This window comes from Paenibacillus sp. 01T422 (assembly GCF_056398785.1).
This window is the reverse complement of record NZ_JBFTQB010000095.1, coordinates 1-11,595: the sequence shown is the minus strand read 5'-3', so window position 1 is coordinate 11,595 and position 11,595 is coordinate 1. Positions and strand designations below refer to the sequence as shown.

The window sequence follows — 11,595 nt, the reverse complement described above, 5'->3', positions numbered from 1 at the left end:
CTATAGCCCTCAGTACCATCATATGTATACGCTAGTCTCTACTATATTAACCTTTTTTGAACGTGAAATCATAGTCTTATTTGTGAATTAGACAGGCAAACCGTTTCAGAGTATGATGATAGAAATACCATGATACCTAGATGTAAGGAGCAGCTATGAAAGCACCATTTTACCGATTTATCGCCATTCTTCTACTCGTTATTCCCGGTTTGACAGCAACTTATGGTTTTCTCTCCATGAAAGACGCTTTTTTTGCTCAATTCGACACAGACGGCCACATGTTGTGGGGGAAATTTTTTCTCGGCTTAATACTTTTTATATTGGGTGTTGCTTTTATTGGCGGGTGGACGTTCTTCCGCGACCGCAAACGCAATTATTTAGCTCCTAAGTTTAAAGCCAAACGGCGCAAATAGACCGGACCCTCAATTTCTCAAGTCCGGCCTAGACGGTCTAACCAATTCAAGAATCGGTTCCGCTCAATAAGTGCGGTAATGGAACTCACTTCAGCCTGTTTATGCAGCAAGATGAGGACACTAGCAATCAGGCATTGAATCTCCCACGGAAGGGTCATGATGACGGTATATCCAAGCGTAAAACCTAGCAGGTTCGCTCCGGCATCCCCCAGCATGCCCCGACCTCGAACATCCATGCGATATACCAAATATCCCCCTAAGCATACTGGCCATATCGGAAATAACTTAGGGATGCTATCGATTGCCATCATTAAGCATACGAGCACAATAGTCACTACGCCTGTAAAAAAAAACTTCAACGAACGCCCTGGACGCACATCAAGCAAGTTCAAAGCATTCGTCATCAACATAAGCAGAAGCATTTGTCCCCCCATCCACCAGATGGGGGGGTGGTCGTTTCGGACTGACAACACCAGCCATCCCGCTGCCATTGCGATTCCAAGCGCCTTAACAGCTCCCATCGAGAACGTTTTCGTTTCTTTCCAGTAGCGATAATGACCTTTTAGACCCTTCACGACCCTGCTGCCGATTAAATCATCCGTCCAACCCAGCAAGAAAATGATGCTAGCAGCAAAAGTAAATACCAAATGGTTCGAGTTCGCGGCAACCAATTCAATCCTCGTCAACGAGTCCATTCGTATTTGTTCAATCACCCACTCAGCCACTTGTATAATAATCTCCTGCAGCCATAGAAGCAACCATAGCAGAGCTCCAAGTCCACGCGGGACCACCAGTCCAGCATAGTTGGTCTCGACTTGATTATGGCCCTCTAGGAACTTCTGAACGTGCGGCAGCAGCCATCGCCCTGCCGCCGCAATCACAATCAGATCGAGGATCGATCCGATGAGTACCATAACCGCTTTCTCTCCTTCCAGCGAGAAAGCAGCGCCAAGCTGACCGCGGCAAATTGCTTGCCGCGATGCACGAACCCGTACCAATCTCGCCCCGTCTCCCGATGCGAGATTGGCACGTCCAGCTCAACGATGCGCAGGCCGCGCCGCGCCGCATCGATGGTTAGCGCGACTTCCACGCCGAAGCCGCGTCGAAGTTCCCCAAGCTCCCGCAGCCGATCCGCGCGCACAGCGCGCTGGCCGGACAAGGGAGCCTCGGTCTCATAGCCGCTGAGCTGGCGGATGCCGCGGCGCGCCAAGCCCTTCACCAAGCCGAAGCCTGCTTTGGTGCGGGATGGCGGCAGCTTCGCGATCGCCATGTCCGCTTCGTGCCGCAGCAGCGGCTCGATGAGCACAAGCGCCCGGCCGGCCGTAGCCCGCAGGTCGGCGTCCAGAAAGAGCAGCAAATCGCCTCTTGCTTCGGCGACTCCTGACTGCATGGCTGCCCCCTTCCCGTAGCGGCGTTTATGCTTAATCAGCTTGTCCGCCCATGGCCAAGCGACTTCGTAAGTCTTATCGCAGCTGCCATCATCCACTACGATAATTTCAACTCTCATTGCTGGATTGTACAGCAAATTCGCCTGGTCCTGCAGATGTCGAAGCGTGTGTTCAATGCTTCCTTCCTCATTCCAAGCAGGAATGATTATGGATATGTATGGTTTCATCCTTCACCTCCGAGTTTCCATACGACATGGGCTACTCGCTTAACAATCCAATGCAGTTGAAATAGACCCAATGCGATAAAAAAGAGCGAAAGAAACAAAGATGAACTAGCTTCTTTCGTCCAACCGCGAGACTTATATAAGATGCCAATACTCTTAATATCTACTAGTCGCGCTCCAATCTTCATTCTTACCAGGAGCGTACTCCCCATGCCTGCTCTTCCCTTTTCCAGAAAATCAATCATATGCGTGCGAGCGCCTACAGTGACTAACACTTCGCACCTTTTCTCAAAAGCTAATAACAGCGCCATGTCCTCGCTTGTCCCAAAACATGGAAGAACATGGACTGGCAGCCCCAACGCCTCTATTCGCGAAAGACCCGGCGCGGCTCCATCAGCATAAGCATGAACAACGATTTCTGCACCGCAGGAGAGAGCCCTGTCTGTGACACTGTCCATATCCCCAACAATTAGATCAGGCGAGTAGCCGCATTCCAGAAGAGCATCTGCTCCGCCGTCCACTCCGATTAGTACTGGTTTCACTTCGGCAATATAAGCTTTTGCGGCAAGCAAATCCTTTTTGTAGCCTTTTCCTCTAGAAACAATCAACACGTGTCTGTCTTCCATATTCGTTTGGAGAGCAATATGCGGAAGCGGATCCATAACCGCATGCATCTCTCGCATGGCATAGGTTAACGTATTACCAATAAAATGCTCCATTAGCTGCGTCGTCCGTTCATTCGCTTGCTGCTGCATGCTGAGCCACTTTTCACGTGTGAAAGGACTGCAAGAAAGCTCCTGATCCTCCAACAGGATCCGATCCTCATAAACCGTAATTTCCGCGTTTGTCCTAAAGGCTTCAAATACAGCGGCATCTGCTTCCCAAATCGGAATCTGCTCTTGAAGCAGCATAAGTGGACCATGAGTCGGGTACCTGCCGCTCATCGTCAGTTCGCAATTAATGACAGCCTTTACTTTCTGATCGATAAGCTCTTGAGCAGCTACTTCATCGAGGTCACGATGCTGGAGCACAACGATGCGCCCAGGGGGCAAATCACGAAGCAATACTTTCGTAATCGCGCCTACGCTAATTTTCCCTCTGCAATGCGGCAGCGGCTTAGAAGAAAACAATGACAGCGAGGACCAATTCAAAATAGACACCGACTTTCCTTTCGTCTATAGATACTTCTATTTTGTCCTCTGCCATGAAATTCTATGTATAATATGCCCAGTTAATGGCAAGTATTGTGGTTATATTCTTGAGGAAAGGAGAGAAATGAATCCATGGAGCTAAACATGAGCGCGGATGAAGTGCTAGGCCAAATTGTGCAGCTTCACAGCACAGGGGAATCACTAGCCAAGAAAAATGTGAAGAAGCTGCATCCTGATCTAATGAAAAACGCCCTGTATTACTACCCAAGTTGGGAACACGCCTTGCAAAAAACAGGAGTGGGCACTATCGTTCACTAAACATACATAGTCATACATAGAAAAGCTCCGAGAGCAGGATTGCCGCCCTCGGAGCTATTTTTCCATCATTATTCCTCTTCCATAACTTCCCATTCCACCTGAATCATACGGTCCACCCAAGTTCGAATTTTAATTTCAATCGCACTTTCTATTTCTTCCTCCGTCATTTCCCCGAGCTTATGTTCAGCTATTTCGAGCACGTCCTGCTTTACCATGTCGCCGGCTACAGCCAATTGAATGCTGATACGCAAATCACTCACCCTTTTCGAATCACCTATAATTTAATTACATAAAAACTTTCCATTGCGACTAGTTCCATTGATATTTACAATAAAGAAGTGCAAACAACATTCTACAACGAAAAGAGGAACGTCCTATGTCCAAATCGCAAGCGCAAAAGCTGCGGCAGCGTAATTTACGAGAAGGTAAACTCGATCCCGCCATTCATCGTCTACACTGGAACGGCGTGAATCCCGTATCCAAAAAGACCCCAAGCCTCAAAGAATTACAAGCCAAACAACTGAATAAGCACAAATCAAGGAATTTGAACCATAAACATGGGGACGATTCCTTTTTTCATGAAATCGAGATGCCTTGTTCAGCCGCATAGTGAATGAAGGCTTGTTTCTCATCAGGACGAAACGTATATTTACAATCAAACCCATTAAAAAATAGCTTCCACTCCGTAACAACGCCGCCATCATCCACTGCCAACTCGGCTACATATAAGGAATCATGCTCATCTTCGAATTGCAGACCGATATGGAGCTGCACCTTGCCTTCCACGATTTCCTGTTCACAATAATCGATTATCACCAGCGTCAGGGCCTCCTATTGAAATTAAACTTTTTTATTTATATAATATACTAATGCGCCCAAGCTAATAAAGATAAGGGCATGCTAGTAGGAGGAATTACTTATGGCTTATGATCCGCAAGTAGTAGATGCAACAATCGTTAGTGATAATAAAAAAAATGGTCTTTTTGAAGTGGTCGTTTCATTGAAAGACCGCAACAAATGCCGTTTATTCTTTGAAAGAGATTCCGAAACCGGAATCGGCAGAGTTACCGATTTGAATAGATTGATGAAAGAACCTTGCCCGATCTGCCGCAAAGATTACCTTTGCAACTGCCTAGACCGCTATAAAGATTCCATCGCAGATCAAGCTTTAACACTTATAAAATAATACTTGAAGCTACAAATGGTTGGACAGGAGGATATCCTGACCAACCATTTTGCTTTATTTCGCCTTGTACTGCTCACAAGATCGGATCCATCCCTTCACAATCTCCGGATTCGAAGCGAAATGCAAATGGGTGTAGCCGGCTACAAGATTGCCATTGGCATACCCGTCAGCTTTAACCCCCATACGTCCACTCGATTGGAACGCAGCTGGTATAACGGCTCCCTCCGCCGCTTCAAAAGTGGAATAGCGAAACTCATGTCCACGTGCCTTTTCCTTAGATGAGAGTAAGAAGTTATCTTCATTCATGCCTGTTATTTCACGATAGCCCAATGCTGCTAACTTCTTCTGCATGGTAACCTTCCCCGGAACTATGCCTACCATGTTAAAAGCCTTTCCTGTTGTATCTACAATTTGCTCCGTTAAATACATGAACCCACCACATTCCGCCAGCGTTGGGAGTCCCTCCGCAATGCGATTGCGGAAAGACGCCTTCACCTGCTCGTCAGCTCCTAAACGCTCCGCAAATTCTTCTGGAAACCCGCCTCCGATGTATAAGCCGTTCGCATCTGCTGGAATCCCCTCGCCTGCGAGAGGCGAAAAGTACACGCACTGAGCGCCTCCCGCTTCGAGCAGTTCGAGGTTTTCAGGGTAATAGAAGTGAAACGCAGCATCTTTGGCTACCGCAATTTTAACACGCTTCGGCGAATTAGCATCGGCGCCTGCAAACAGCTGCGGCTGACTTTCTACAGGCTGTGCCAGCGCCGCTTCAAGCAGCAGGTCCAAATTCACATATGTAGCAACCTGTTCAGCCAATTTGTCAAAAAAGGACTGCAGCTCGCCTCTCTCGATCGATGGGACTAGCCCTAGGTGCCTTTCCGGGAGCTCAAAGCTCGGCTGTATGATAAGTCGGATCAATATAATCTGGCCCGCATTTAAACCCTTGAACAGATAATCCTCGTTTCTGCAGGGCGGCCATGATGCCAATCGTTAAGGTTGTTTTACCCACTCCGCTGCCTGTCCCAGCTATAACAAGTCTACGTGTCATGCATTTATTCATAGATGGCCCGATAAAGCCCTTCTAGTAAGCTTTGATAGCTGCTCGCGTCATAAGTCATTTCTGAGAAAGATACATGGATGACTTTGTTGCTAGTTTTGACGATAAAAAAACTGTCTGCCGCCCGCTCCGGGTCAATATATGTATAGCATTCGAGCTGGCTGCTCCCTGTTTTTTGACGTAAAAAATCAGTCGCTTCCGCACTTGCATTCGCATATTTAGGCATGATTAAATTCCTCTCAAACTAATAAAGTAATGCTTACTAGTATAACTTATTTCATGTTGAAAAATCCAAATACAAAAGACCCGGTGAAGCACCGAGTCTCGTTGAAAAAGCATATTCATTTCAATGGCGCCTTTTTCCTCTTCGAAGCGAGATAACCGCCTAACAGGGAAACAGGCACGATAGCGAAGAAGCCAATTAGCTCATACCATAATGGGATACCGTTATTGCTCAGCATCGAATCAAACCCGATAGCCGCCCCTATGACCCCAATACATGCAGCATTAAAATATTCTGCACGTTTCGCTACCCTAGCTGCGACGTAACCGCCAAGAAACGACCAGAACAGGCCAATCACTAAAAACAACAACAATAACATGGTATTCGAATAAAATGTACTTACATCTTGCTCATCCACTGGGTTATTCCCAAAGTATAGGCTGCCAAATAAAACAGTTGATACCAAAGTCCCCAAATTATCAACCGCAACTCCTAGCAGCACTCCCAGGAAATGAAATTTTCTTTCACTTTTTTGCTCAACCATAAATTATTCTTCTCTCCTGATTACTTGTCTAGATCTACTCATCATACCATGCTGAAGACCCAGTATCCAGTTTCTTACCATCTCCAGTTGCTAACTTCTCATCTTCCACCAAGCAGCCGTTGGTAATTCTGCTGCATGTACGCTAACGGTTTGGCCGATTTTGGGCGTTGCGATGCGGACATGGTTGTGATCTGCTGCCCTAACTGCCCGCTCCACTGGATCGAACCAATCATGCAAAGCTAGGGTGAATGCCCCCCAATGGATTGGAATAAGCAACTTTCCTTTCACATCCATATGGGCTTGTACCGTCTCTTCAGGCAGCATATGAATATCAGCCCAGCGTTCGTCATATTGACCACATTCCATCAATGTAACATCGAAGGGGCCATACTTCTGACCAATCGCTTTGAAATGAGGGGAATACCCGCTGTCTCCACTGAAAAACACATTAGACTGCTTGCCCTTGATCACCCATGAGCACCAAAGTGTAGCCCCGCGGTCTGTCATGCTTCTACCTGAAAAGTGCGTTGCTGGTGTACATGCAAATGTCAGACCATCGTAGGTGAACTCATCCCACCAGTCGTATTCGGCGATTTTTTCCGGCGGCACGCCCCATCTTTCCAGATGGCCTCCAACCCCAAGAGGGACCAGAAATTTATTCACTTTGTGCTTCATTTGCAGAATTGAACCATAATCCAAGTGATCATAATGATCATGAGATAACACGACAGCGTCAATCTCAGGAAGCTCTGCAATTTCAAAAGGCAATCCGCCGCTGTATCTCCCTTTCCCGAACCAAGGAAAAGGCGAAGGTGCTCTGCCAAACATAGGATCAAGCAAAAGCGCCTTACCATCGATCGTAAGCAATGAGGCTGAATGGCCGAACCATGTTACTTTCGTTTGAGCATCCATTTGCAGAAGAGGGGCATCCATAGCCAAGGGTGTTGCCGGTCGGCGATTAGGGGCACTTTTGGTAAATTCCCGCAAAATACCCAACGTCGTTTTTAAATTCATCTCCATCATCGACGGAACAGGATTTTGAAATTTCCCTTTAACGAATTGGGGAGAGCTTGATAATTTCTTTGCTTTTTCTTTGGACGGACGTCGCCCAAAAACCGGATATCCATACATAACTAGAACAATAACAACGATAAGCACTACAACAATCGCTAATGATAATAACAACTTCTTCGCAGCCTCCAAGTTTTACCTTACGGTGATTAGTATGTTTTGACTTAGATGTATAACGTAAATATGCAAAGTTTGGTTCCAATTTTTTTGCGATGCGGGACAATCATTAGCGCATTTGTTTGGTAATTAAACTTTACGGAAAGGCTACCTACTTGATAGGTAGTCTTTCCGGCCTTCCGCCTGCCTCCCCGAATCTTGCAAACGCTAACTAAGCAGACACCTGTCAGCCGAGTTCATAGTTCATGCCAAATCCTCCACTCTAATACCCTTGTAATAAACAATAAAACCCAATAAACCAAAAATGGTTCATTGGGTCCTTTATACGGTTATAAAGACTTATAAAGAATCTAACTGTCTCAAGAAACCTTATGCTCGATTCTGAGCTTATCTGCCACCATCGCGATAAATTCGCTATTCGTCGGCTTCGATTTCGAGATATTAATGGTATAGCCAAAAATAAAGGAAATGCTGTCGATGTTGCCGCGCGTCCAAGCGACTTCAATCGCGTGACGAATAGCGCGCTCAACGCGGCTAGGCGTTGTTTTGTACTTTTCAGCGATAGCTGGATAGAGCGTTTTGGTGATCGCGCCTAAAATTTCGATGTTATTATACACCATCGTAATCGCTTCGCGGAGATACTGATACCCTTTAATATGCGCAGGAACTCCGATTTCATGTATGATGCTTGTGATATTTGCGTCCAAATTTTTTCCTTTAGGCATATGTACGACATTTGCGCGTTGTGTTGAAGAGGAAGAGGTTGTCGCATTGGATTGATTATTGCCAACCAGCTGACGGATTCGATTCGTTAATGTTTCCATATCAAAAGGTTTTAGTATGTAATAAGAGGCTCCAAGTTGCACAGCCTTTTGCGTGATGTTCTCTTGACCAAAAGCTGTAAGCATGATGATTTTGGGTTGTGCCGGCAGATTCATTTCCCTCATTTTTTCAAGAACGCCCAAACCGTCCAAATGAGGCATAATAATATCTAAAATGAGTACGTCTGGTAATTCACGTTGTTGCTCGAGAAAACGAAGAACTTCATTACCATTGTACGCGACCCCTACAATTTCCATATCCTCTTGCTCACCAATGAACTCGGATAATAAATGGGTAAACTCACGGTTATCGTCGGCTAGTAATACTTGAATTTTTTGCAACGTAAAATCCTCCTTTAGCTACTGGGCAGGTTTGGTTATTTCTCTCTTATGAAAGGTATTCGACACCCCAACTTAAATTCCTTCTGTCGAATATTATTTTTCTTTTCTTTTATTTCACTTTCTTATATAATAATATATTTATCTTCTGCATACTACATTTTTCGACAAATTCAAAGTAAAACGGATATTCCCTTGTAGAATCAGGTTAAAATAAAATAAAGAACCAAAGGCTTTTAGCTCGCCTTTGATTCTTTGAAAGTCGCTCCGTTAGATGGTCTGAGAATAATCCCTGAGTCTTGCAGCATCCACTCGATGAAACAGCCGTAGCCGCTTGTAGGATCATTGACAAACACATGCGTGACGGCGCCTATAAGTTTCCCATTTTGAATAATTGGGCTGCCACTCATCCCTTGCACAATCCCGCCTGTTTTATCTAACAAACGAGGATCTGTGATTTTGATGACCATGCCTTTTGTTCCTGGCGTGTCCTGTTTAGATACGTGAACAACTTGGATATCGAACTTCTCAACTTTCTGGCCTTCAACTACGGTATAAATTTGTGCTGGACCTTCCTTCACTTCCTCAGCGAAAGCAACCGGAATCGCTTCTTTATCTAAGCTATGGTCGGGAGCAGCATACATTTTACCAAAAATACCGAAAGCCGTGTTTCGTTCGATATTGCCAATCACTTTACTGTCTTTGTAAAGAGTAGCATGCTTCTCTCCGGGATCGCCGTTGTGGCTTTTGGAGATTGAGGTCACATTGGAGTAAACAATATCCCCGTCACCTACAATAATAGGCGTCTGGGTATCCATATCCGTAATGACATGCCCTAGAGCACCGTATACACCCTGATCAGGAGCATAGAAGGTCAGAGTACCAACACCTGCCGCTGAATCGCGGATATATAACCCTAAACGATAAGACTTGTCTACGACATCATAAACTGGTTGAAGTTTAACCGAGATCTCTTCGTTGTTGCGAAGGATTTTGAGATCAAGAGGCGTTTTACTTTCTCCGGATTTGGCAACCAGATCTGCAACCTTGCTGACATCCTTCGAATCCTTGCCATTGATTTTGGTAATCAAATCTCCGACTTGGATTTTCGCTTCTTCACCAGGTGAAACTTTTTGGTCCGGGGCAACAGTTACCAAGTGATGACCTACCACCAGAATACCGGCAGATTTAATTTTCACACCAATGGTTTGGCCACCGGGAATGACTTTTAAATCGRGGACGACATTCACTTTCACTGTCTTGATGGGAATTGCGCCGAACAGCTTGAGCTTCATTTCGGTTTGCCCAGAGTGATCGGATTGTAATGAAATGGGTTCGTTCAGATTAACTTGAAATGAGTGCTGAGCATTGCCATTTACTTTCACAATGTCCGTGTCTTTGACAGTCACCTGAGCGCTAACGGGCATCGTTAATTGTAGCTGCTTCCCTTGGCCGCTAAACAATCGGAGTTCCTGGGGGAAGGAGGCAAAACTTTGAAAAGGCGGAGACAAACTTACCATACAAACGAAGAAGACGAGCAGGAGTCCGAACAATCTTTTCCTTTTGCTGGATTGCAATATCTTCACGCTCCCTCACACATCCTTAGGCCCTGACGAACTGCGTCGTCAAATGCGTACCTATAAGTTAACCCCACTCCCCCAGTTTTATAACTGAAAATGATGACTATCTATACTTTCATACCCTTGCTTTCTTATTTCTTGCCATGGCAAGCATTTCCCCTGCGTGATGCAGCGTCGTTTCGGTCACTTCTACCCCGCCAAGCATCCGTGCCAATTCTTCAATTCGACCGGAATCCGGCATATCTTGCACGCGTGTGAACGTTCTGTCTTGATCAACTTCTTTGCGGATGTAGAAATGTACGTCAGCGAAGCTGGCTACTTGTGGTAAATGTGTAATCGAGAAGACTTGGCAGTTTTCTGACAAATTAGACATTTTTTCTGCGATTGCTTGAGCCGCACGTCCACTTACCCCTGTATCGACTTCATCGAAGACGAGAACAGGAATCTGATCAATACGCGCAAAAATGGTTTTCATAGCGAGCATGATCCGCGACAATTCCCCACCTGAAGCGATCTTGCTTAGCCCGCGAAGCGGTTCACCTGGGTTAGGCGCCATCAGGAATTCGACGTGATCAATTCCTTGACGCGAAAATTTCACTTTCGTTCCTTCGACTTCGATCCCGTTACGCTCGTCCAGAACTTGTCCGACTTGGACGCGGAACTGGGTCCGCTCCATCTGCAGATCGCGAAGTTCATGCTCAATCTGAACGGCCAGCTGCTGAGCGATTCCGCGGCGCAAATTAGAAAGATCAAGCGCTGCGACACCCAATTGCTTTTCCAAGGCAGCAAGCTTCTCTTCAATTTTCCGAATATGCTCGTCCTTATTTTCAATGGTATCGACTTCTGTTTTTATTTTTTCCAAGTAAGTCAGGATCTCTTTTATATTCTCTCCATATTTTCGGCGAAGAGACGTGATTGTATCCAATCTTTGTTCAATAAAATCCAAACGTGAAGGATTGAACTCAATACCTTCTCGATAATCGCGTAATTGGTAGGCGGCATCCTCCAGCTGATAGTAAGCAGATTGCGCTTGTTCAAGCAGTGGCGTAAGATTAGTCGGGTCCAATTGGACGATATCTTGAATTCTAGAAACTGCCTTACCAGCAGCATCTAAGCCCCTATTCGTTGCGTAAAGGAAATCATAAGCTTCCGAAGTGCTTTGATAC

15 protein-coding genes and 1 pseudogene are annotated in these 11,595 nt (G+C 45.8%); 4 read left to right on the top strand and 12 right to left on the bottom strand.

What is annotated here, in order from left to right; all coding sequences use genetic code 11:
* The first annotated feature begins 155 nt into the window (after positions 1-155).
* Positions 156-413, top strand: coding sequence for a DUF2627 domain-containing protein (locus AC1DUA_RS07655; protein ID WP_477499160.1), 258 nt, complete (start codon positions 156-158; stop codon positions 411-413).
* Between the two features lie 17 nt (positions 414-430).
* On the opposite strand, the gene AC1DUA_RS07650 is transcribed toward AC1DUA_RS07655, so the two are convergent.
* The 3 genes from AC1DUA_RS07650 to steA are packed head-to-tail and all read right to left on the bottom strand — an operon-like array spanning position 431 to position 3,185.
* A complete protein-coding gene (locus AC1DUA_RS07650) occupies positions 431-1,411 on the bottom strand; it encodes an MraY family glycosyltransferase (RefSeq protein WP_477499159.1) in 981 nt (326 codons plus the stop codon).
* Positions 1,297-2,028 (bottom strand): glycosyltransferase family 2 protein, encoded by a 732-nt coding sequence (locus AC1DUA_RS07645; protein ID WP_477499158.1) that lies wholly within the window; start codon positions 2,026-2,028, stop codon positions 1,297-1,299. The genes AC1DUA_RS07650 and AC1DUA_RS07645 overlap by 115 nt, the downstream gene beginning before the upstream one ends.
* Positions 2,025-3,185, bottom strand: coding sequence for a putative cytokinetic ring protein SteA (gene steA / locus AC1DUA_RS07640; protein WP_477499157.1), 1,161 nt, complete (start codon positions 3,183-3,185; stop codon positions 2,025-2,027). Before steA ends, AC1DUA_RS07645 begins: the two co-directional genes overlap by 4 nt.
* Positions 3,186-3,308: 123 nt before the next feature.
* Between steA and AC1DUA_RS07635 the strand changes: the two genes are divergently transcribed.
* Positions 3,309-3,494 carry a hypothetical protein gene (locus AC1DUA_RS07635; RefSeq protein ID WP_145655418.1) on the top strand — a complete coding sequence of 62 codons (186 nt, stop codon included), beginning with the start codon at positions 3,309-3,311 and terminating at the stop codon, positions 3,492-3,494.
* Between the two features lie 68 nt (positions 3,495-3,562).
* Here AC1DUA_RS07635 and AC1DUA_RS07630 read toward each other — a convergent pair whose 3' ends face one another.
* Positions 3,563-3,754 carry a hypothetical protein gene (locus AC1DUA_RS07630; protein ID WP_477499156.1) on the bottom strand — a complete coding sequence of 64 codons (192 nt, stop codon included), beginning with the start codon at positions 3,752-3,754 and terminating at the stop codon, positions 3,563-3,565.
* Positions 3,755-3,870: 116 nt separating this feature from the next.
* On the opposite strand from AC1DUA_RS07630, the gene AC1DUA_RS07625 reads away from it, so the two are divergent.
* Complete coding sequence (locus AC1DUA_RS07625; RefSeq protein WP_477499155.1) at positions 3,871-4,104, top strand: hypothetical protein; 234 nt, start codon at positions 3,871-3,873, stop codon at positions 4,102-4,104.
* Here the strand turns inward: AC1DUA_RS07625 and AC1DUA_RS07620 are convergent.
* Positions 4,071-4,310 carry a hypothetical protein gene (locus AC1DUA_RS07620; RefSeq protein ID WP_477499154.1) on the bottom strand — a complete coding sequence of 80 codons (240 nt, stop codon included), beginning with the start codon at positions 4,308-4,310 and terminating at the stop codon, positions 4,071-4,073. The two genes, AC1DUA_RS07625 and AC1DUA_RS07620, sit on opposite strands and share 34 nt — an antisense overlap.
* A 103-nt stretch (positions 4,311-4,413) precedes the next feature.
* Between AC1DUA_RS07620 and AC1DUA_RS07615 the strand changes: the two genes are divergently transcribed.
* Positions 4,414-4,680 carry a hypothetical protein gene (locus AC1DUA_RS07615; RefSeq protein WP_145655423.1) on the top strand — a complete coding sequence of 89 codons (267 nt, stop codon included), beginning with the start codon at positions 4,414-4,416 and terminating at the stop codon, positions 4,678-4,680.
* A 54-nt stretch (positions 4,681-4,734) separates the two neighbouring features.
* Here the strand turns inward: AC1DUA_RS07615 and AC1DUA_RS07610 are convergent.
* The 7 genes and pseudogenes from AC1DUA_RS07610 to AC1DUA_RS07580 all read right to left on the bottom strand — a co-directional run.
* A pseudogene (locus AC1DUA_RS07610) lies at positions 4,735-5,725 on the bottom strand (cobyrinate a,c-diamide synthase).
* 4 nt (positions 5,726-5,729) lie between these two features.
* On the bottom strand, positions 5,730-5,960 hold the full coding sequence (locus AC1DUA_RS07605) for a hypothetical protein (protein WP_477499153.1): 231 nt from the start codon (positions 5,958-5,960) through the stop codon (positions 5,730-5,732).
* A 115-nt stretch (positions 5,961-6,075) separates the two neighbouring features.
* The gene (locus AC1DUA_RS07600; protein WP_477499152.1) at positions 6,076-6,501 is read right to left on the bottom strand and encodes a hypothetical protein; all 426 of its coding nucleotides are present in this window, start codon (positions 6,499-6,501) and stop codon (positions 6,076-6,078) included.
* 90 nt (positions 6,502-6,591) lie between these two features.
* Positions 6,592-7,686 (bottom strand): MBL fold metallo-hydrolase, encoded by a 1,095-nt coding sequence (locus AC1DUA_RS07595; protein ID WP_477499151.1) that lies wholly within the window; start codon positions 7,684-7,686, stop codon positions 6,592-6,594.
* Between the two features lie 362 nt (positions 7,687-8,048).
* Positions 8,049-8,852, bottom strand: coding sequence for a sporulation transcription factor Spo0A (gene spo0A, locus AC1DUA_RS07590; RefSeq protein ID WP_477499150.1), 804 nt, complete (start codon positions 8,850-8,852; stop codon positions 8,049-8,051).
* 233 nt (positions 8,853-9,085) lie between these two features.
* Complete coding sequence (gene spoIVB / locus AC1DUA_RS07585) at positions 9,086-10,426, bottom strand: SpoIVB peptidase (RefSeq protein ID WP_477499161.1); 1,341 nt, start codon at positions 10,424-10,426, stop codon at positions 9,086-9,088.
* Positions 10,427-10,544: 118 nt separating this feature from the next.
* A partial coding sequence (locus AC1DUA_RS07580) for a DNA repair protein RecN (RefSeq protein ID WP_477499149.1) occupies positions 10,545-11,595 on the bottom strand: 1,051 nt, incomplete at its 5' end.

Bases quoted from the DNA above. Each gene is read 5' to 3' on its own strand.
- AC1DUA_RS07645 (WP_477499158.1), bottom strand. From the start codon at position 2,028: ATGAAACCATACATATCCATAATCATTCCTGCTTGGAATGAGGAAGGA.
- AC1DUA_RS07605 (WP_477499153.1), bottom strand. From the start codon at position 5,960: ATGCCTAAATATGCGAATGCAAGTGCGGAAGCGACTGATTTTTTACGT.
- AC1DUA_RS07615 (WP_145655423.1), top strand. From the start codon at position 4,414: ATGGCTTATGATCCGCAAGTAGTAGATGCAACAATCGTTAGTGATAAT.
- AC1DUA_RS07600 (WP_477499152.1), bottom strand. From the start codon at position 6,501: ATGGTTGAGCAAAAAAGTGAAAGAAAATTTCATTTCCTGGGAGTGCTG.
- AC1DUA_RS07655 (WP_477499160.1), top strand. From the start codon at position 156: ATGAAAGCACCATTTTACCGATTTATCGCCATTCTTCTACTCGTTATT.
- AC1DUA_RS07635 (WP_145655418.1), top strand. From the start codon at position 3,309: ATGGAGCTAAACATGAGCGCGGATGAAGTGCTAGGCCAAATTGTGCAG.
- AC1DUA_RS07625 (WP_477499155.1), top strand. From the start codon at position 3,871: ATGTCCAAATCGCAAGCGCAAAAGCTGCGGCAGCGTAATTTACGAGAA.